Genomic DNA, 21,945 nt, shown 5'->3' on the forward strand with positions numbered 1-21,945 from the left:
GCTTTTCTCCTGGTTAAAAATGCACGTCTTTTGCAACTTTAGCTTAATTGGGTAGTTAGGGTTGAATTAATCAGGAAATTGATAAAGCGGGGGATAAATTGCTCACATTCCTCGACGAAAAATAAAAAAACCGTGTACCCAATGGTTTCACGGCTTTCGATATGGTGTGAGGAGTTTAACTAATATCATCATAGACTACCCGCTTATTCATAGGGTGCTTGTATGAGCATCCAAAACCCAGCAAACCCTTATCTGTTATTGTTTTTAAGTTTATATGCCTAACGGCACACTCCGCGAACAGCAAGCCCTATTTACGTTTTAACGAATTACAACCAAGCACCATTTAAAAGTTTGATTATTTAAAAAACTTACACAACCGGCACATTGGTAGGGTGCGTCAGACTGCATAAATCCTGTAAATAAACAGATTGTTGATACCTGACGCACCCTAAAACAGATTTTTAGTGTGAAACGCAGCTTTAGTCCTAAGCTAGAACAGAAGACTTAATCAACAGCTTTCCCATCTATAAATTTGGGACAAAAATAAGTATTTAAACGAACTTCATATAATATAGTATTGACACTTTTTGCGTAATTACTCAAAAATACCGGATAATCACAGTATTAGTAAGTAAATTAATGACAACTTATAACTTATTGAAAATTTTGTCATCTTTAAATTAACACTGTTATTGTTGAGTTTTACTACAAACCAGGATATCAGACCTTGTATTGAGGACTACAAACTATTTGATGTTTTATACTTGATTTTAATTGTGATGTATGATGCAAATTAAAATCACAAGTATTGAATTTAGCTGAAGTAAAAGCAAAATGATGACAGCACCTCTAGGTAGTTACAGGTTGTTTCAGAAATTACATCCCTTGTCCCTGTTAGCACAATTAAGTACTAGAAAAGTAACGGGATGCTTAAGTGTATTCACGGATATAGTGTCCTGGTCAATATACTTAGAAGGAGGTAAACTAACTTATGCTACTTATTCGGATCAATTATTTGAGCGCCTTGAGATTCATTTACAACACTTAAATCAGCAAATTCCTAGTTTTAACAGTGTAACTTATGAACAGATGGGATTGATGTCAACACCCAAGAGCAAAAATAAATTGATAGCAAACGCTGATTATCATGCTATTTGCTGGTTAGTAGAACAGAACTATATTACCTCTGCACAAGCAGGAATATTGATTGAAGAATTGGCTAAAGAAGTGCTGGAATCATTTCTTGGCTTAAAAGAAGGTAACTATCAACTGAATGCCGATAATTACTTAAATGAATTACCAAAGTTCTGTCACTTGGATTTGCAATTAATAGTTGAACACTGTCAAAAACCTTTAAAATATCGCCAAAATACTCCCAACACAATTTCATCTGTTAGCATTTCTGGGACTAAAATTAAACAGAAAAAACAACTAGGAGAAAAATTTGCAAAATCACCTCTGCATGAAGATAAATTAAACAATGATTTACAATTAAATTCTCAGGAGAAGTTATATACAATTGCTTGTATTGATGATAGTCAAACGGTGTTAAATTCTATTCAACATTTTTTAGATGAACAGAGATTTTCCGTAGTAATGATTAATGATCCGATTAAAGCTTTAATGCAAATTATTAGAAGTAAACCAGACTTGATTTTGCTAGATGTAGAAATGCCAAATTTAGATGGTTACGAACTATGTTCATTATTAAGGAGACATTCAAATTTTAAAAATACCCCCATTATTATGGTGACTGGGAGAACAGGGTTTGTTGATAAAGCAAAGGCTAAAATTGTCAGAGCATCAGGCTACTTAACCAAGCCTTTTACTAGAGAAGATTTGTTGAAAATGGTATCTAAACATATCGGTTAATTTAGCAATTACCACCGCAGAAAAAAATGATAATTTTTGTTGAATTAAATCAATGACAAATTCCAAATTAACCCTTTATTATCAACCTGGTAAAAATTCTTTAGCAGATAGCTATCTTAAATTTCAACTCAATCAACAAACTACTGCTGTTTTATCAATTGATCATACCCAAGAAGCGATTATTATCCCTGTAGAGTCTGTGACTTCTATGCCTAATATGCCTACATTTATCTTAGGATTAATGAATTGGCGTAGTCGGATTATTTGGGTAATTGATCTGCCAAAAATGTTTAATTTAGAAGGAATAGATTATCATCTTCGACAGTACAATATTATTGTCGTTAAGGTAGAATCAATGCTTTTGGGTTTAGTTGTCCAAGAAATAAAAGGTACAGCTAAATTCAGGGCTGATGATATTCACTCTCCTGTGGGACAAGTGGCCACTAGTTTAGTGCCTTATTTGTGTGGCTGCGTCGAGCAAAAAGAAGAAATATTGCTGGTCTTAGATGCACAGAATATTGTAAATTATGCTAATGCTCGGAGTGATTAATTGAATAAGGTAATAAAAATCAGTCTTTGCTGATATTGTTACATAAATTTAGGGAAATTAATTTTATGTTTAATAAAACTGATACTGCTCAGAGTGGTGATACTCAAAAAAAAGCATCTCTGAGAGCATCATCGAAAGTTACTGATCATAGAATAGAAATGGTTAGCCAGTCTCATGTCAACACGACCAGAAATTACCCTGGAAACCATGCAGTGAGGTATTTACAGCGACTGACATTAAGAACGAAAGCGGTAATTTTAGCGATCGCACTCGGCACATTACCAGTATTCGGACTGGGCATGATGGCTTATAATTTCGGTAGTAAATCCATTAGTAAGCAAATTGTCAGCAATCAGGAAGCTCAAGCCCTGAGATTAAGTGACACAATTAACCGTTTTATGTTGGCAAAATATGGAGATATTCAAGTTCTCTCAACTCTACCATTTTTAACCAACGCTCAAGTTAGTAAAAGTACGAGTATTCCTGAACAGCAAGCAGTACTAAACCGCTTTATTACAGCTTATAAAGCCTATGACCATCTAGCGGTTTTTGACCTGAATGGAAAAGTGATTATTCAATCTAAAGGTGGAACTAGTACTCAGGAAAAAAATTTGCAATATTTTCAAGAGGTTATCCAAAATAATTCTCCTGTTATTAGTCAACCAGAAACATTAAAAAATAAAGAAGTGGTTATTTATGTTGCTGCACCGATTCAAGATCTAGCAACACGAAAAACTATTGCTGTAGTCCGCACACGTATACCCATAAAATTATTAGTAGAAACAATCAAAAACTATGTAGCTGATAGTGATGACTATTATTTAGTCGATGCGACAGGCAAGTTTTTTCTAAGTCTCAAGCCGGATTTATTAGGTCAAGCAGCTACAGTAATATATCCTGGTTTAGCCAACCCCCTGGATATCCAAAATGTTGATAGTTTTACAGGAATTCAGACTATTAAACAACAGCCAGAACTAGTCAGTTATGTGCCATTAAAAAAACTAGCAGGTTTACCTAATCTGAATTGGCAGTTAATTTTGGCTCAAAATGCTGCGATCGCTTTCGAGCCGCAAAGACAATTTTTGATGCTTGTTGCTCAGAGAACTGCACTAGTAGCATTATTGTTCGCATTGCTTGCAGTTTGGTTAGCTCAGAGTATAACAAAGCCAAATTCCCAAGCATCAGCAGGAGTAGAAACTGTAATTGAAAATGAAAATGAAATCAAAATTGGGTTGGCAAATCAACAAAATAATGAATTAGCAGCTCCAACGAAAGAACAAGATATCAATGTGAGTGAAGAATCTACAAATGAGCAGGAATGGCAACAACAAGACACACTACATTTGCAACTTCTCAATTTACTCAGCCAAGTGGAAAGTGCCGCTAAAGGAGATTTGACAGCACAAGCTGATGTAATAACTGGAGAAGTTGGGACTATTGCCAATGTTTTCAATTTGATTTTAGAAAACCTCCGCGATATTGTTACCCAAGTACAACAGGCAGCTAGTCAAGTAGATACTTCCCTTGGCTCAAATCAAAATGCTATTCGGGACTTAACACAAGCAGCAATTACACAAGCTGATGATATCAACCGCACCTTAGTAGCTGTTGACCAAATGACCAGTTCTATGCAAGCTTTAGTAGATGGCGCTCAAGAAGTTACTAATATTGCCAATCATGCTCACCACACCGCTACCAAAAGTGGAAAAGCAATGGATTCGACAGTACAAAATATTCTGTCTTTACAAGAAACAGTAGGTGAAACTGCTAAAAAAGTCCGGCATTTGGGAGAATCTTCTCAACAAATTTCCCGCGTGGTTTCTTTAATTAATCAAATTGCCATGCAAACTAACTTATTAGCAATTAATGCAGGAATTGAAGCTGCGCGTGCTGGAGAAGAAGGTCAAGGTTTTGCTGTTGTAGCTGAAGAAGTAGGAGAATTAGCAGCTCGCAGTGCGGCTGCAACCCAAGAAATTGAGCAAATTGTCGAGAAAATTAAACGAGATACCAATGAAGTTATGCAAGCCATGGAGGTAGGAAATAATCAAGTAATTGAGAGTACACAAATTGTCGCGGATGCCAAGCAAAGTTTGAGTGAGATTTTAGATGTTTCCCAACAAGTGGATATTTTAGTAAAATCAATTTCTATGGCTTCTGGTTTGCAGTTAGAGACATCGCAAATTGTGAGACAATTAATGCAAGATATCGCTGAAACTTCACAACTTAGGGGTGATTATACCCAGCAAATTGGTGAATCCTTGCAAAGAAATATAGAAATTTTTCAGCATTTACAAAAGAATATTGAGAATTTTAAACTCAATTGATTAAGTAATTTGTTCTTGGCTAATAATTAATAACCAACGACTAAGGACTAATGATTTATGACTAATGATAAAGAGCTTGAAATTCAGATGCAATTTTTAGAGGAAGCAACTGATTATTTAAATACATTAGAAAGTATTTTGCTGGAAATTGACACTAGTAAACATATTGATTTAGATAAAATTAATGCTGCCATGCGGGCTGCCCATTCTATTAAAGGTGGTGCAGCGATGATGGGGTTTAGATTGTTGAGTAATTTAGCGCACCGATTAGAAGATTCTTTCAAGGTTCTCAAAACTCGCAAGAAATCTCTAGAAATTGATACTCATTTGCAAAGTTTGTTATTATCTGGAGTTGACTGGCTACGGCAGATTGTGGAGTTGTTGTCAGAAAAAAAAGCTCCAGAGGATAAATGGTTAAGAACTTTTTGTTATCCAATTTTTGATGAACTGCATGAACGTTTAGGTGATCCTTCTCCAGAAGATATCACCACTATGCTATCACCAGAAGATGGACAAGAAATTATTCCGCTACTGTTTGAAACCGAAGTCGAAGAGTGTTTGCAGAATTTAGAATCTTTATTGGCAAATAGTTCAACAACTAATTTACAGTCAGAAGTAGGAGTGATGGCTGCTGAATTGGGTGGGTTGGGAGAAATGCTTCAGTTACCTGCCTTTACTCAACTTTGTGAGTCAGTTACCAATTATTTAGAAACTCAGCCTCAGCGTTTTGTAGAAATTGCTCAATTAGCATTGCAAGCATGGAGAAGATCCCAAGCTTTAGTGCTGACAAACCAACGCCATAGCTTACCAACAGAAATTAAGTTAAATGAAGTAGTTGTTAGCGATATTCAAGAACAGATTATTGCGCCCGTACAAGTAACAATACACGAAAATTATCTGATTACAGAGGCGTTAATTCCTGATTTAACATCTTTAAAAGTAGAATTACCACCAGAAATTAACGCTGTTGAGTTTCCTGAACCTAATATAGCATTTACTCAAGAAATTGCCTCTATAGATTATAAACATCTCGAACGCAAAAGCGAAATAATTGGTATTTCTAAAGATAAGGAAATTCATGAGAATACAGTCCGAGTTCCGAGTAAACAATTAGAAGAAATTAATGATTTATTTGGAGAAATAATTATTCAGCGGAATGGATTAAATTCCCAATTAGAAAGATTACGCAAACTGGTATTAGGACTGAGCCAACGAGTGCAAATTCTTGATCAAGAACATCAAGAAGTGCGTTCGGCATATGAGAAAATTATTGCCCAAAGTGTCTCTTCTGGAGTATTAACTTCAGGGGAAGAGGTACAAGATTCTGGGGTAAAAGGTTTAGAAATAGATCGCTATCAAAAATTAAACCTGCTATCTCAGGATGTGATGGAAACAATTGTTCAGGTAGCAGAAGTCACGAGTGATATTCAACTCAGTGTTGATGATACAGATCAAATTGCCCGGAAGTTGAATAAAACATCTAAGCAAGCGCAGAGAAAATTAACGCAAGTGCGAATGCGTCCTTTATCTGATTTAGTAGAGCGTTTTCCGAGAGCAATTCGTGATTTAAATATTGAATATGGTAAAAATGTGCAGTTAAAAATTGAAGGTGGTAAAACCTTAATTGAACGCACCATTTTAGAGGCTTTGAATGAGCCGCTAATGCACTTGTTACGTAATGCATTCGATCATGGGATTGAAGATCCGGCTACCCGTCACGCTCAAGGGAAGCCAGAACAAGGATTGATAGAGATTAAAGGATATCATCGGAGCGATCGCACAATCATTACCATGAGCGATGATGGTAGAGGCATTTCTCTAGAAAAAATTCGCCAGCGCGCTCTAGCTATGGGCTTAGATACAGCATTAATAGCTACTGCCAGTGAAGAAGAACTACTAACACTGATTTTTGAGCCAGGTTTTACCACTTCTGATCAAGTCACAGCTTTATCTGGCCGTGGTGTGGGCATGGATATAGTTCAAAATAACCTCAAACTTGTGCGGGGTGATATTACAGTGGATACACAGCCAGGAATTGGTACAACTTTTACATTATCAGTACCATTTACACTGTCTGTAGCACGAGTTTTATTAGTAGAGAGTGATACAGGTAGCGGTATCAACCACCGGATGGTTTTGGCATTTCCTACAGATGTGGTTGCAGAAATATTTTTATTAGAAAATGATCAAGTTTTTTCAATGGATGGTAGAGAATTTCTCAAATGGCAAGATACCATGCTACCCTTAATGCGTCTTGGTAATTACTTTGAGTTTAATTGTTCCCATTACAATAATTTAGAAATAGAAAGTCCCACGGGAATCAATGCCAGTAGCGTGTTAATCATTAAAAATGATCATCAACCAGTAGCCGTACAAATAGATCGTTGCTGGGGTGAACAAGAAGTCGCAATTCGCCAAGTTGAAGGCAACATACCTTTACCAGATGGTTTTAGTAACTGTACAATTCTCGGTGATGGTCGGGTAGTGCCACTAGTAAATACAAGTGAATTAGTATCTTGGATTACTAGCAATCAACGTCCTCATAGAAGTAATAAATTACCTACCACTAAATTAAAAACAGCTTTTCTCAAACCACAAAAAAATCAACCTCTAGTCAGACCTAGCCACCAAAAGGGCATGATTTTAATTGTTGATGATTCAATTAATGTCCGTCGTTATTTAGCTCTAACTTTAGAAAAAGGAGGGTATCAAGTCGAACAAGCTAAAGATGGTCAAGACGCTTGGGAAAAATTAGAAAGTGGTTTAAAAGTACAAGCTGTAATTTGTGATATTGAAATGCCACGTTTAGATGGTTATAGCTTTCTAGAACGAGTCAAATCTCATGATGATTTAAAAAGTCTTCCTGTGGCCATGTTAACTTCTCGTAGTAGTAACAAACATCGCCAATTAGCAATGCAATTAGGAGCGCGAGCTTATTTTTCTAAACCTTATAATGAACAAGATTTATTGAGAACACTGGAAGAGATAATTTTTAGAATAGCAGAAACTGGATCTGCTAATAATTGAATCCTAAGACTTCAGGAGTCAGGAGTCAGAAACAAAGAAAAGGAGAGTTTTTGCATAAGTCCTAATTTTATCTATGTAAGGATTCAGGATAAAGAATTAGGACTTACGCACGAAGTAATCAAAAACCTGATTCTTTCGTAGGGGTAATTCATGAATTACCCCTACTTTCGTGATGTTTTGCGTAAGTTCTGAGAATGTTTGATATAGCAAGAAACTCTTAACATAAGAGAAAAATATTTTTCTTCCTTCTTTCTGACTCCTGACTCCTGACTTCTGCTGTATATAATAACTCTATTTTATTTTGGTAAGCATAAGCCTAACGGCAATATGCTTACAATTATGATATTACCCAAATCAGACTCGGTTTAAGCAGGCTGTTCGTTTCTAGTTGGTTCAGAATTAGAAACTTCAGTTGTAGTTGCCTCTTTCTTTTTATCCTGCTGTTCAGTTTGTTGTACTTGTTGTAGGTGAATGTTATTTACTTGGGTAATAAATTGCTCTACAGATTGACTAATCCGTTGTTGTTGTTCAGCTTCATCAGTGACATCATAACAACGATAAGCTGGGGTAATTCCCAAGATAAATTTCTCTTGTTCTGCTTCTAATAACTCAACAATTGTGTTAGCAGCAACCGCATTCTTTTGGAAAGGAAAAGAGGTGACAATACTAGCAACAATAGAAGCAAGAGCCGGACAAATTACTGGTAGCCACTTCAGCCAAGATTGTCCAGCTTCTAATTTATCTACCAAAACTAGAATTGGTGTGACACCAGACAAAATAACAGTAGATATTTGCAAGATATAGTAAAGATTTCTTGCCCAATTTCTAGTGCCTCTGTAATCATTAATCAAGTCTTGACAATACTCCAAAGCTTTAGCTCTAGCGGGAATAATTGTATTGTTTTCCAAGGAATTACCATGAGTTAATAAAGAGGTGTAAATTTCAGCTTTTTTTTCCAGTTCAGTCTTTTGCGCTTCCTTACGAGCATTGTTTACAGAGTTTCTGTTGAGTAGAAACAGAAAAATTGCAACAGCTAAAGCTCCGGCTCCAACTATGACATATTGTTGATTGCTAGAATCGAAATAAAGAATAATTGCCGCACTAATAAAAACAGCTGCTAATAGATAATCAATCAGCTTTAAGAACAACAACATTTTTTCACCTGACTAAAAAAACAGATTTAGACATACAGGCAATTTGCAAATGAATTTTTGCCTGATGAGGAGTTATTTTCACAAACAAACCTGTATAATATATGAAAGTAGTATTAAAGACAAGTTAAATTTACTGAAAGCTTTACAAAAATATATTTCTGGAATGGCAGCACCTAGAGTTAATCTGAAGAAGATGAGAAAATTAAAATTTATTAAAATTCAATAGACATCTTCGAGAATTAAATGTGCGTGACTTGAAACCCTTGTAGAGAAGTGACCTGGGTAGGGATTATCGGATCTACAATCTTTTTCACTCCTATGCCTATTGAGTATCTATAGCGATCCTAAAATAAGATGTGAACACCCCTTTTTTGTCTGCCTCTGCGTCCTCTGCGTCTCTGCGGTTCGTTTATTTTCTCTATGCTGTACTAAAATTTTAAACACTGAGGAAGAAAACAATTAAAATGATGCTCAGAGTCAAAGCAAAGATTAAAGCATATTCAACTCTACGACTAAAAAATCCAACTAGGGAAATTAAGCATATATAGCCTTTCCCACTCTAGTTAGATACAAAATTACCCCTCCCCAACCCTCCCCTTGGTAAAGGGAGGGTGCGCGACAGCGCAGGTGGGGTGTATTTCATGAGATTGGGAATTGCTATAAAAAGAATTGTAATACCTATATATTGCTCTTTTTGCAAACCTCTCGCTATTAATAAGTCTTGACCTGGTGTTTGTTCAGAGGGTAGTTCTTGAATATTTTTATTATTACTTTTTGTCATAATTAATTACCTTTTGATGGAGATATTTTATGAAATTGAGAAGTTATCGAATAGAAGATACACCAGAAATTATAAATTTGTTTAATGACACTATTCATAATATAAATGTTCGTGATTATAGCAAAGAACAAGTAGAGGCTTGGGCTTCAGCTAAGTTAGATATCGAAATGTGGATTAATCGTTTGAGTAATAGTTTTACTTATGTTGCAGAAGAAAATAACCAAATTATTGGGTTTAGTAATTTAGAAAAAAATGGACATATTGATTGTTTCTATTGTCATCATGCTTTTCAAAGGCAAGGAGTTGGCACAAAAATCTTAGATAGTATCGAGTTACAGGCTAAATTTTTAGGAATAACCAAGTTATTTACAGAAGCTAGTATCACAGCCAAGCCTTTTTTTATTAGTAAAAACTTTATTGTAGTCAAAGAACAAGAAGTAGAATGTCGAGGACAGTTATTTATTAATTTTGTGATGGAAAAAACTATTGAATCATTCAATTGAGAAATAAAATATAGCGGTTATCAGTTGAGTGAGATACAACATGACTGGGTATTTTCTTTCTGGGAACACTCTAATAGAAAACATCATAATATGTAAAATTTTGTATAAATTAATTGTCATCTTACTAAAGACATAGCAATTGTTTATTCCATTAGCAAGAAGCTTTTGTAAGCTTAAATATATATAGTAAATCCAAACAAATAATAAATATAGAATTTATCTTTTTCTATATTTTATCTACAAAATTACTGTTTAATCATTGTCAATATAGCAATTACCAAGCTCATGAAATACACCCCACCCGCGCTGTCGCGCACCCTCCCCTTACCAAGGGGAGGGTTGGGGAGAGGTAATTTTGTATCTAACTAGAGTGGGAAAGGCTATAACTTCAATTTCTATTTAGGAAACTACTATTATGACCACCCAAGAACAGCTAAATCAATGGCAGGAATTAGCTCAACAGTTGCGTATTGATAGTATTCGCGCTACGACTGTCGCCGGTTCTGGTCATCCTACTTCTTCTATGTCTTCTGCTGATTTAATGGCAGTTTTATTATCTAAATATCTCCACTACGATTTCGATCATCCAGATAATCCTAATAACGATCGCTTTATTCTCTCTAAAGGACACGCTGCACCGTTGCTGTATTCGATGTATAAAGCAGCAGGCGTGATTTCTGACCAAGAATTACTATCTCTACGCCAGCTTGGTAGTCGCTTAGAAGGTCATCCTACACCTGTTTTCCCTTGGGTAGATGTAGCTACAGGTTCTCTAGGACAAGGCTTACCCATTGGTGTGGGAGTGGCTTTAGCAGGTAAATATTTAGACCAATTACCATACAACATTTGGGTATTATTGGGGGATAGTGAAACGGCTGAAGGTTCAATTTGGGAAGCTTTTGATCATGCCTCTCACTATAGTTTAGATAATTTAATTGCCATTATTGATGTCAATCGCCTCGGTCAACGTGGTCAAACTGAATTAGGCTGGAATACACAAGCTTATGCTAATCGTGCCAAGGCTTTTGGCTGGCAAGCTATAGAAATTGATGGTCATAATTTAACAGAAATTGATCAAGCGTTTAGTGCTGCTGTGGCTGTAAATGACCGACCCACAGTGATTATTGCTAAGACAAAAAAAGGTAAAGGAGTAAAGACTTTAGAAGATATAGGTGGTTGGCATGGTAAAGCTTTGAAAGCAGAACAGGAACAACAAGCTATTGCCGAATTGGGTGGAGAACGTCACATTACGATCGCAGTTGATAAACCAGAATCACAAAGCCAACCTGCTGTACTAGGAGTACCTCAACCCCTACAACTGCCCACATATAAAAAAGATCAGAAAGTTGCTACCCGTCGCGCTTACGGTGATGCTTTATTAGCTTTGGGAACATCACAACCTGATGTAATTGTCCTTGATGCTGAGGTGAGTAATTCTACATATGCTGAAGATTTCGCCGAAGCCTTTCCTGAACGCTACTTTGAAATGTACATTGCTGAACAGCAAATGATAGCAGCAGCGGTAGGCTTGCAGGTAAGAAAATACAAGCCTTTTGCTTCCACCTTCGCAGCGTTTTTAACTCGTGCTTATGATTTTGTTCGCATGGCGGCTGTATCTCGTGCCAACATTAAGTTAGTTGGTTCTCATGCTGGTGTCTCTATTGGTCAAGATGGTGCTTCCCAAATGGGATTAGAAGATTTAGCGGCTTTTCGCGCTGTGTGGAATAGCACTGTGTTGTATCCTAGTGATGCTAATCAAACTGCTAAACTAGTAGCACAGATGAGCGATGCCTACGGCAAGCAAAGCGATCGCACTGGCATAGTTTATCTTCGCACCACCAGAGAAAGCACGCCTGTAATTTATAGCAGTGAAGAAATATTTCCCATTGGTGGTAGCAAAACTCTCCACCGTTCCCATGAAGATCAAGCCACCGTTATTGGTGCAGGTATTACCCTCCACGAAGCCCTCAAAGCCTACGAAAGATTGAAAAATGAGGGGATCAAAGTCCGCGTTATTGATGCCTATTCCGTTAAACCCATTGATGTACAAACATTACGTCAAGCTGCAAAAGATACTAACGGTAACTTAATAGTTGTGGAAGACCATTGGCTAGAAGGTGGTTTAGGTGATGCTGTGTTGGATGCCTTTGCCGGTAATAGTAGTACTCATCCTTACAAAGGTTCGCAACTGCAAATTATTAAACTCGCAGTTCGAGATATGCCCACTTCCGGTACACCAGAAGAACTACTCCATGCCGCTAAAATTGATGCCGATGCCATTGTGGAAACTGTGAAATTGCAAGTTAGACAATTGGTGGGAGTATCTTAGAGGATGTTTGAAAAGTATCAGAATTGATCGAGATCCCCCCTTTTTAAGGGGCTAAATTCTTCAAAGTCCCCATTTGTAAGGGGGATTTAGGGGGATCTGCGGGTGTTAGATCCCACACGAAAAAGTATTCAAACAACCTCTTAGAGGATATTGACAAAAAGCTTGACTCCATTTAGCATTGACCACTGACGGCCGATATTACCGAACAAAGGTGGTGTAATGGTGCAGGGGAGAAAATGTGGTCAAGTTTTAGCGATCGCTCTCTTATTATCTCATCCTCTGACAGCGATTGCATCTGTCAAAAATCTCAAAATTAATCCTGCACCATTAATAGCCCAGCAGCAAACTTTCACTCCAGCACAAGAAGAAGCAATTGCTGAAGCAAAACAATTATTTGCAGAAGCTGGAAAACTGCAACAACAAGGAACCGCAGAATCATTTCAGCAAGCAATCACCAAATATGAAGCCGCACTCAAAATTTGGCGCAAATTGGGAGTCAGTTCTTCTGAAGCAGCTACACTTGTAGGACTAGGTGGAATTTATCTTGATTTAAACCAAATTCCTAAATCCTTAGAATATTATACCCAAGCATTAGCTATTAGACGAAATATACAAGATACAAAAGGACAATCAACTATTCTTTTGTTTATTGGTAATGCCTACGTTAAATTAGGTGAAAAACAAAAAGCTATTGAATTTTATCAGCAATCTCTATCTATTCTGAAAACTGAGAAAAATCAAGACTATATTATTTTTGTACTTGATGCTATTGCTAAAACTTATGCAAGTATTGGAGACACAAATAAAGCCTTAGATTATTATAATCAACAATTAGAGATTCAGCGGGCTAATAATGATCAATCTGGAGAAGCAGATACATTAGAAAGTATTGCTACGGACTATGCAAATTTAGGAAAAATCAAACAAAGCATTAACTATTTAAATCAGTCTTTAGAAATTCGTCGTCAACTAAAAGACTTATCTGGACAAGCCAAAAATCTGGGAATGTTGGGTTTATTATATGGTTATGCTGGTCAAACAGAACTAAGTGTTAATTCCTTAAATCAAGCTTTAGAAATACAGAAAACGACACAGAAAAACCTTTCTGGGCTAGATTTACAATTGAATTTATTACAACAATCAACTATTCTTTCTAGTGTAGCTGGAACTTATCTAACTTTTTATGAATACAGCAAATCTTTAAATGCGTTTGAAAATGCACGTTCTCTACTTAAACAAATTACCAACCCTATTTTACAACCAGAATCTTTTGAAGCCAAAATTTTATATAATATTAGTCTGATTTACCGACAAACTGGTCAAAAACAAAAAGCACTTGATGTACTAAATCAAGCATTAGAACTACAACGTAAAAATAAAAATCCTGAAGAAGCCGGAACTCTGACATCTCTTGCAGATGTTTATCAATCAACGGGTGAATATCAAAAAGCAATAGATTTTTATAACCAATCATTGACAATTCAGCGACAAACGCAAAATTTTATAGAAGAAGCAAAAACTCTGAGATATCTTGCTAAAATATATCAATATTTAGGCAATTATCAATTGAGTATTGAAACTTTAAATCAAGCATTGACGAAGTTTCAAAAAATGGAAGATTTTAGTGGTTTAGCTCAAACAATGAATAGTATTGGAGATGTTTATAAAGAATCAAAAGATTATGATTCAGCGCTGAAGTATTATAATCAAGGATTAGAAATATCCCGAAAATTGGAAGATATTAACCAAGAATTAGCGATAACAACAGGGATAATTAGAGTATATGAAGAATTAAAAAATTATCCCCAAGCCTTAGATGCTGCTAACAAAATCTTAATTGCGTCACGTCAACGCAAAAATAGCTTTAGTGAAGCCACAGCCTTAGCTTATTTAGGAAGAATTTATTTAGCGTCAGGAGATGAACAAAAAGCCCTAGAAGCTTCGCGTCAGGCTTTATCTGGATTTGAAAAATTGGGTTATCCTGCGGCAGCAGCTAATATATTTGGTAATATCGCTAAAACATACAATTCATTAAAACAGTATCAACCAGCGATTGAGACTTATCATCAGGAATTGCAACTCAGGCAAAAATTAGGCGATCGCACCGGAGAAGCTGATACACTTTACTATATCGCCCTCACAGAGCGCAATCGAGGCAATTTAGCAGCTGCTATTACCCCCATTGAAAAAACCATTCAAATAGTCGAAAGCATCCGCACCAAAGTCACCAGCCAAGACTTACGCACATCCTACTTTGCCACAGTCCAGAAATATTACCAATTCTACATCGACCTGTTGATGCAACTGCACAAACAACAACCAGCAAAAGGTTATAATGCGATCGCACTCCAAGCCAGCGAACGCGCCCGCGCCCGGAGTTTATTAGAAATCCTCAACGAAGCCAATGCAGACATCCGCCAAGGTGTAGATCCTCAACTCTTCAGCCAAGAACGCAACCTCCAACAACAACTTGATGCTTTAGAAAAACGCCGCATTGAAATATCCAGCAAACCTGACAGCACCAAACAAGAACAAGCATTCCAACAAGAAACAACCAATCTATTAGAACAATATCGCCAAATCCAAGCAAAAATTCGCGCCATCAGCCCTCGTTACGCAGCCCTCACCCAACCCCAGCCATTAACACTCAAAGAAATTCAACAGCAAGTATTAGATGAAAACACCTTGCTTTTAGAATACTCCCTTGGTGAAGAACGCAGTTATCTTTGGGCAATTACAAAAACAAGTATTTCTAGTTATGAACTTCCTGAAAGTGCAGAAATAGAAACCCTAATTAAAAACTTCCGTAACGAAATTGTCAAACCTACATCAAATAAAAAAACAATAACTAAAGCAGCTGCATCTTTAACCCAAATATTGTTAACACCCATAGCCCAACAATTAGGAAAAAAACGCTTAGTTATAGTTGGTGATGGTGCATTGCAATATGTCCCGTTCGCAGCTTTAACAATCCCAAATACCCAAACATACCAACCATTAATTCTTAATCACGAAATTATCACTTTACCATCAGCTTCTACAGTTGCACTACTGAGACGGGAACAACAAACAAAGAAAACTGCAACCAAAACCTTAGCACTCTTAGCCGATCCAGTATTTACAAAAGATGATGAAAGGCTCAATATTGATAGACAATTACCCAAAAGCCAGGAAAATAACAACTTAAATACCCTAGCATTAAAAAGAGCCACACTCAATACAGCTATTAAATTTCAAAGATTACCTTTTACCCGCCAAGAAGCCCAAGAAATTTTAGAATTAGTTCCAGAAAATCAAAAATTACAAGCTTATGATTTTGCGGCTAATCGAGAATTTGTTACCAATACACAACTAAGCCAATATCGGATTTTACACTTTGCAACTCACGGGATTCTTAACAGCGAACAACCAGAATTATCAGGAATAGTTTTATCTCTATTTGATGATCAAGGAAAACCGCAAAATGGTTTTTTACGCCTTCATGATATATTCAACCTGAACCTATCAGCAGATTTGGTAGTTTTGAGTGCTTGTCAAACAGGTTTAGGACAGCAAATCAAAGGAGAAGGATTGGTAGGATTAACAAGGGGATTTATGTATGCAGGTAGTCCTAGAGTTGTAGTCAGTTTGTGGAATGTCGATGATCAAGCCACAGCATTACTAATGCGGAAATTTTATCAAAAAATGCTCAAAGATGGCTTGAAACCCCCTGCGGCATTGAGACAAGCGCAGATTGAGATGTTGCAGGATGAACGTTTTTCTAAACCTGATTATTGGGCAGCTTTTACCTTACAGGGTGAATGGAGGTAATAATAGTCATGATTGATGTAAGGATTCAGGATACAGAATTTTTGAGATAGTAGGGAACTCTTAACAGAAGAGAAAAATATTCTTCCTTCTTTCTCCTGACTCCTGACTCCTGACTCCTTACGTCATAATTTGTAATCTGGAAAATCACCCCAAGAAGCTGAAAGATTGAGTATGCAAAATTATTAGAGATTTAGTATAATTCAATGCCAAAACTAGTTCTCTCATTTTTTAGCGATCATTGCACTCTCGCATTCTTAATGGGCATACTTTTCTTTTCCTACCCTGGATTAGCAATTGCTGGATATCAGCCCATAGCAGAAACACTATCCCTAGATGCAAAACGTGCTGCGGCTAAAAAAGCTGATCAGGAAGGGTTGCAACTTGAACGGCAAGGCACAGCAGAATCACGGCGACAGGCAATTGATAAATGGCAAACAGTCTTAAAGTTATGGCAACAAATAGGTGACACTAACAACGAAGCTAAAACCCTCTACAATATCGGCTTAGTTTATTCTGATTTAGGAGAAAAGCACAAAGCACTTGAATTGTTAAAACAGGCGCTACCTCTGATGCAAAAGGTAGGTAATAAAGAAGGTGAAGCTAGAATCTTCAGTCAAATTGGCAGAGTTTACAATTTATTAGGAGAAGAATATGAGGCACTGACATTTTTAAATCAAGCACTAATTCTCATCCAGAAAATAAATAATAAAAAAGATGAAGCCACTGCCCTCAATAATATTGGTAAAATCTACTCTCATTTAGGAGATAAACAAAAAGCATTAGAATACTACCATCAGGCATTACCTCTCAGAAGGGCTGCGGGTGATAAAAGAGGCGAAGCCATAACTATTAATAATATTGGTTTAGTTTATTCTTACTTGGGAGAGAAAAAGAAAGCACTGGAATACTATCACCAGGCATTACCTCTTATGCAGCAGACAAATAATCAAGATGGTGAAGCTGCTACTCTCAATTACATTGGTAGGGTTTACAGTTATTTAGGAGAAAAACAGAAGGCATTAGCTTTTTTTGAAAAAGCATTACCTCTCACCAAACAAACAGGTAACAGAGGCAGCGAAGCCGCTACTCTGAATAATATTGCCTTAACTTACTCAAATTTAGGAAATAACAGCAAAGCACTAGAATACTATCAGCAGGCATTGTTCTTAAGAGAGGCAGTAAGCGATATCAGTGGCAAAGCGATCACCTTGACTGGCATGGGTAAAGTTTACGCCAATTTAGGAGATGACAACAAGGCAATGGCGTACTATCAACAGGCGCTACCCTTGAGACAAGCAGTAGGAGATAAAGAGGGTGAGGCTAATACTCTTTTTAATATTGCAGATTTAGAACGCGATCGCGGGAACTTGCAAGCAGCACTGATCCAAATTGAAGCCGCAATCCAAATTATTGAAGATTTACGTACCAACATCGCCAGTAAACTTTTACGTGCTTTCTACTTTGCCACACAGCACAAGGTTTATGCCTTCTATATTGACTTATTGATGCAACTGCACAAACAGCAACCAGCAAAGGGTTATGATGCGATCGCACTCCAAGCCAGTGAAAGCACCCGCGCCCGCAGTCTATTAGAATTGCTGGCAGAAGCCAAAGTCGATATCCGCCAAGGCGTAGATCCAAACTTACTCGCAGCAGAAAGCAACCTACGAAAAAAATTTGATGCTGTCGAACAACAGCGGCTAGATTTACTCAATAGTCAACACACCCAAAAACAAATCCAACTCATAGAAACAGAAATTGCTGCACTTATAGATCAATACAGAGAACTGAAAGCAAAAATCCGCACTAGCAGTCCGCGTTATGCCGCCTTAACTCAGCCCCAACCCCTGAAACTCACAGAAATTCAGCAGCAAGTATTAGACAAAGATACTTTGCTATTGCAATACTTTCTAGGAGAAAAACGCAGTTATCTTTGGGTAATTAGCAAAACCAATATCTCCAGTTATGAACTACCCAACCGTACTCAAATTGAAGCCGCAGCCCAAAAATTTTCCGTAGCTTTAACCGCACCCAGTCAGAGAAATAACTTTGTCCAAATAGCGAAAGCAGCAACACCATTAACGCAAATGCTTCTACCCCCGGCTGCGACAATATCACAACACAAACGCTTAGTCATCGTTAGCGATGGTGCATTACAGTATCTACCATTTGGGGCGCTAACCACAAGCAGCAACTATGAACCATTACTACTCAAACACGAAATTATCTCTCTCCCCTCAGCTTCCACACTAGCCATCATTCGACGTGAACACCAAGGACGTAAATTACCTCCCAAAAAACTAGCTGTAATTGCAGATCCCGTATTTAGTCAATCTGACGAACGCCTCACAGTTAAAAAAACTCCACTTTCCCAACTATCACCAACTAATAATATAAATACCCTAGCTTTAAACAGATCCGTCAATAATTATAGTGTTAAATTTGATCGTCTGCGCTTTACCCGCAAGGAAGCAGACAAGATTTTAGAATTAGTACCTGAAGATCAGCGGTTGCAAGTTTTAGGTTTTGCTGCTAACCGTGATTTCGTTACCAGTAACCAACTCAGTCAATATCAAATTGTTCATTTTGCAACTCACGGAATCATCAATAATCAAAGGCCAGAATTATCTGGGGTAGTCTTATCACTGTTTGACGAACAAGGTAAACCCCAAAATGGCTTTTTGCGACTACTTGATTTTTATAACCTCTATCTACCCGTGGAATTAGTTGTACTCAGTGCTTGTCAAACAGGCTGGGGTGAAAATATTCGCGGAGAAGGATTAGTGGGATTAACAACAGCATTTATGTATGCAGGTAGTCCCCGCGTAATCATGAGTTTATGGAGTGTAGATGATGAAGGAACTTCCATATTAATGCAGAAATTTTACCAAAAGATGTTAAAAGAAAATTTAAAACCTGCTTCGGCATTACGTCAATCACAAATTGAAATGTGGCAAGAACAAAAATGGAATTCCCCATTTTATTGGGCTGCATTTATGTTACAAGGTGAGTGGCGATAATTCAATAAATTACAGTATTAATCGAAGTCTTTATTTCTAAAAAATATCAGCAGGATCAGCAGATTGTAATTTTTGCATGGCTATCAATGCAGAAATAGAACACATCAATGTCGTCAGAATAAATATCAAAACTGCTCTTTGTAAAGTCATCATGATTGGTAACAGAGTTGCCTGTTTAGTAATCATATATAAACATTGAGCAATAGTAATTCCAGGAATAAAGCCAATAGCTGCTAGAATTAATGCTTCTTGAAATACCACACCAAGTAAATAGCTATTTTTAAAACCTATTGCTTTCAAAGTTGCATATTCTGGTAAATGATCAGAAACATCACTATAGAGAATTTGATACACAATTACCGCGCCAACCATAAAGCCAATGATTGCACCTAATGTAAAGGTAAATCCTACAGGTGTACTAGTATTCCAAAAGCTTTTTTCCCTAGCCATGAACTCCTGTTTAGAAATAATTTGAACGTCATTCGGGAGTTTAGCTTTTAAATTGGCTATTACCCAATCTAAATTTGCTCTAGGTTCTAACTTAATTAATCCAAAATCAATTAATCCTCTCTCTCTCTTTTTTCCAAATAAACGCAGAAAATTGACATCACTAGTGATGATATTTCCATTTACACCAAAAGAAGTACCTAAACGGAATAAACCCACAACATTAACTTGACGATTGTTTAATTCTGTGGTGACAGTATTATTAGTTTGAATTTGGGAAACAACAGTACCAAATTCTTTACGAGAACCACGATCAAATAAAACAGTATCTGCCTCTCTTAATTTGTTTAAATTCTCTTTAACTCCAGCTAGATTTACTACTTGTTCTTCTGGATTAAAGCCAATAGCATAAATATTCCAAGTTTGTTGATTATCAGGATTTTTCCAGGGAAGAGAACCTAAATAAATAGGACTTACAGATTGTACACCTGTAAAACCTAATGTTTGATATAATCTCCTTTGGGAAAATTGATCTAATGAAATTAAGGATTTATAGCGAGAACTAACTAAAACAATTTCTCCTTCTAAACTGTTATGTAGTTGTACTGCACCATCAAATAAAGCTTCAAGAATACCAAGTTGTAAAAACATTAACACATCTGCAAAAGCAATACCAGCAATAGCAACTAGCATTCTGGATTTTTCTCTTGACAACTGTAACCATGCTAGTGGTATTTTACGTTTCCACATATTTTTTTCTAATCCGAATTATTATTTATACTAAAAACGGCTAATATCTCGACTTTATAGATAACAAGATTCAAAGGAAAAACTCCAATAAAAACTCTGCGTTTACCTCAGCGAACCTCTGCGTTTAAAAGTAAAGTTCCCAACCGTTTTTAGTATAATTGAATTGCTACTTTTACTTTAGAGTTAGTTAAAGTCTTAACTCGTTGACTAGATTCTGGATTGAGGCGAATTTTAACTTCTACAACTCGCGCATCTATATCAGCCGCAGGATCAGTATTGAGTACATCTTTCTTGGCGATTAATAATCCTACTTCTTCAACAGTTCCTGCTAATCTTCCCGGTAAATTGAGTTGAGTGATAGTTGCTGATTGTCCTATTTTTACGCTATTAATATCGGCTTCATATACTTCAGCAACTACATACATTTGCTCAGTTTGTCCAATTTCTACAATGCCTTTATCGCTGACAATTTCTCCTCCCCAAGTATGAATTTTCAGAATTTTTCCATTTTGGGGAGAATGCACATAAGCTAAATCTACATCTGCTTGGGCTTCATGGACTGCGGCTTTTGCACTTTCTATTTCGGCTACTGCTATTTGGATATCGGTGGGACGTATTTCTGCAATTTGATTTAAAGTTGCACTGGCTTGTTTGAGTTTTTCTCTGATAGTTTCTGATGTTTGTATCCGGTTAGCAATAGCTTCTTTTAAACTTGCTTGTGCTGTTTCTAAAATTAATTTTTTACTGTCACGAATAGATGTAGAAATAGCACCTTCTACTTGTAAATATTCATAGCGTTGATATTCTAATTGAGCATTTTTTACTTCTGCTTCCAATCGTTTGACTGTGGCTATTCTTGCTGCACTTTGCTGACGTAATTCTGCTTCTAATTCACTAACTGTCGCTATTTGGGTGGCAATTTCTCCCTGTTTTGCGCCAGCTTTTACCCGTGCTAATTGAGATTCGGCTACTTTGACCTGTTGCTTGGCGCGATTTAGTGCGGCTAAACGGCGATTGCTACTATCCAAAATAGCAATTACTTGTCCTTTTTTAATACTTTCACCTTGCTTAACTAATAGTTTATCAACTCGGTTACTACCTGCAATTTGCGACACAGACACTTGAATCACTTCCCCTTGGGGTTCAATTCTTCCCAAAGCCGTAACCGCTTTAATTGCTGGAAGACTTTCTGCTGCTAGGGTGTTATCTTGCTGGGTGCTATTTTGTCTACTGATTAAAAAATATGATGATGCTGCAATACTGGTGACAGCTAAAACTAGAGTACTGATAATTAGCGATCTTTTTTGGATACCCGCAGGGCTTTTGTCAGTTCGCTTAGAGTCTGGGTAAAAATTCTGCACTTAAGTCACCACCTGAG

Annotated in this window: 12 protein-coding genes; 8 read left to right on the forward strand and 4 right to left on the reverse strand. The window is 36.9% G+C overall.

Going from position 1 to position 21,945, the window contains the following annotated elements; all coding sequences use genetic code 11:
* Positions 1 to 834 precede the first annotated feature (834 nt).
* From ACOWPH_RS27430 to ACOWPH_RS27445, 4 genes are all read left to right on the forward strand, one after another.
* Positions 835 to 1,872: a response regulator gene (locus ACOWPH_RS27430; RefSeq protein WP_015213278.1), complete on the forward strand. Its 1,038-nt coding sequence runs from the start codon at positions 835 to 837 to the stop codon at positions 1,870 to 1,872.
* Between the two features lie 52 nt (positions 1,873 to 1,924).
* Positions 1,925 to 2,422 (forward strand): chemotaxis protein CheW, encoded by a 498-nt coding sequence (locus ACOWPH_RS27435; protein ID WP_015213279.1) that lies wholly within the window; start codon positions 1,925 to 1,927, stop codon positions 2,420 to 2,422.
* Between the two features lie 65 nt (positions 2,423 to 2,487).
* Positions 2,488 to 4,746, forward strand: a complete 2,259-nt coding sequence (locus ACOWPH_RS27440) for a methyl-accepting chemotaxis protein (protein ID WP_015213280.1) — start codon at positions 2,488 to 2,490, stop codon at positions 4,744 to 4,746.
* Between the two features lie 57 nt (positions 4,747 to 4,803).
* Positions 4,804 to 7,773, forward strand: coding sequence for a hybrid sensor histidine kinase/response regulator (locus ACOWPH_RS27445; protein ID WP_015213281.1), 2,970 nt, complete (start codon positions 4,804 to 4,806; stop codon positions 7,771 to 7,773).
* A 365-nt stretch (positions 7,774 to 8,138) separates the two neighbouring features.
* Here the strand turns inward: ACOWPH_RS27445 and ACOWPH_RS27450 are convergent, their stop codons facing one another.
* Positions 8,139 to 8,927: a DUF4231 domain-containing protein gene (locus ACOWPH_RS27450; RefSeq protein WP_015213282.1), complete on the reverse strand. Its 789-nt coding sequence runs from the start codon at positions 8,925 to 8,927 to the stop codon at positions 8,139 to 8,141.
* A 559-nt stretch (positions 8,928 to 9,486) separates the two neighbouring features.
* A complete protein-coding gene (locus tag ACOWPH_RS27455; protein ID WP_042464623.1) occupies positions 9,487 to 9,708 on the reverse strand; it encodes a hypothetical protein in 222 nt (73 codons plus the stop codon).
* 29 nt (positions 9,709 to 9,737) lie between these two features.
* Here ACOWPH_RS27455 and ACOWPH_RS27460 point away from each other — a divergent pair, with 29 nt between their 5' ends.
* From ACOWPH_RS27460 to ACOWPH_RS27475, 4 genes are all read left to right on the forward strand, one after another.
* Positions 9,738 to 10,211, forward strand: coding sequence for a GNAT family N-acetyltransferase (locus ACOWPH_RS27460; protein ID WP_015213284.1), 474 nt, complete (start codon positions 9,738 to 9,740; stop codon positions 10,209 to 10,211).
* A 415-nt stretch (positions 10,212 to 10,626) separates the two neighbouring features.
* Positions 10,627 to 12,540, forward strand: a complete 1,914-nt coding sequence (locus ACOWPH_RS27465) for a transketolase (protein WP_015213285.1) — start codon at positions 10,627 to 10,629, stop codon at positions 12,538 to 12,540.
* A gap of 219 nt (positions 12,541 to 12,759) precedes the next feature.
* On the forward strand, positions 12,760 to 16,350 hold the full coding sequence (locus tag ACOWPH_RS27470; protein ID WP_015213286.1) for a CHAT domain-containing protein: 3,591 nt from the start codon (positions 12,760 to 12,762) through the stop codon (positions 16,348 to 16,350).
* Positions 16,351 to 16,553: 203 nt separating this feature from the next.
* On the forward strand, positions 16,554 to 19,370 hold the full coding sequence (locus ACOWPH_RS27475) for a CHAT domain-containing tetratricopeptide repeat protein (RefSeq protein ID WP_015213287.1): 2,817 nt from the start codon (positions 16,554 to 16,556) through the stop codon (positions 19,368 to 19,370).
* A gap of 36 nt (positions 19,371 to 19,406) precedes the next feature.
* Here the strand turns inward: ACOWPH_RS27475 and devC are convergent, their stop codons facing one another.
* Positions 19,407 to 20,567 carry an ABC transporter permease DevC gene (gene devC / locus ACOWPH_RS27480; RefSeq protein ID WP_015213288.1) on the reverse strand — a complete coding sequence of 387 codons (1,161 nt, stop codon included), beginning with the start codon at positions 20,565 to 20,567 and terminating at the stop codon, positions 19,407 to 19,409.
* Between the two features lie 149 nt (positions 20,568 to 20,716).
* A complete protein-coding gene (locus ACOWPH_RS27485) occupies positions 20,717 to 21,928 on the reverse strand; it encodes an ABC exporter membrane fusion protein (protein ID WP_015213289.1) in 1,212 nt (403 codons plus the stop codon).
* Positions 21,929 to 21,945 lie beyond the last annotated feature (17 nt).

The sequence above is a fragment of the Anabaena sp. PCC 7938 genome (genome assembly GCF_049315035.1).
GTDB lineage: Bacteria > Cyanobacteriota > Cyanobacteriia > Cyanobacteriales > Nostocaceae > Anabaena > Anabaena cylindrica.

What these genes read in the sequence shown, in the direction of transcription:
- ACOWPH_RS27430 (WP_015213278.1), top strand. Translation starts at nt 835, where the DNA reads ATGATGACAGCACCTCTAGGTAGTTACAGGTTGTTTCAGAAATTACAT.
- ACOWPH_RS27435 (WP_015213279.1), top strand. Translation starts at nt 1,925, where the DNA reads ATGACAAATTCCAAATTAACCCTTTATTATCAACCTGGTAAAAATTCT.
- ACOWPH_RS27440 (WP_015213280.1), top strand. Translation starts at nt 2,488, where the DNA reads ATGTTTAATAAAACTGATACTGCTCAGAGTGGTGATACTCAAAAAAAA.
- ACOWPH_RS27445 (WP_015213281.1), top strand. Translation starts at nt 4,804, where the DNA reads ATGACTAATGATAAAGAGCTTGAAATTCAGATGCAATTTTTAGAGGAA.
- ACOWPH_RS27450 (WP_015213282.1), bottom strand. Translation starts at nt 8,927, where the DNA reads ATGTTGTTGTTCTTAAAGCTGATTGATTATCTATTAGCAGCTGTTTTT.
- ACOWPH_RS27455 (WP_042464623.1), bottom strand. Translation starts at nt 9,708, where the DNA reads ATGACAAAAAGTAATAATAAAAATATTCAAGAACTACCCTCTGAACAA.
- ACOWPH_RS27460 (WP_015213284.1), top strand. Translation starts at nt 9,738, where the DNA reads ATGAAATTGAGAAGTTATCGAATAGAAGATACACCAGAAATTATAAAT.
- ACOWPH_RS27465 (WP_015213285.1), top strand. Translation starts at nt 10,627, where the DNA reads ATGACCACCCAAGAACAGCTAAATCAATGGCAGGAATTAGCTCAACAG.
- ACOWPH_RS27470 (WP_015213286.1), top strand. Translation starts at nt 12,760, where the DNA reads ATGGTGCAGGGGAGAAAATGTGGTCAAGTTTTAGCGATCGCTCTCTTA.
- ACOWPH_RS27475 (WP_015213287.1), top strand. Translation starts at nt 16,554, where the DNA reads ATGCCAAAACTAGTTCTCTCATTTTTTAGCGATCATTGCACTCTCGCA.
- devC (WP_015213288.1), bottom strand. Translation starts at nt 20,567, where the DNA reads ATGTGGAAACGTAAAATACCACTAGCATGGTTACAGTTGTCAAGAGAA.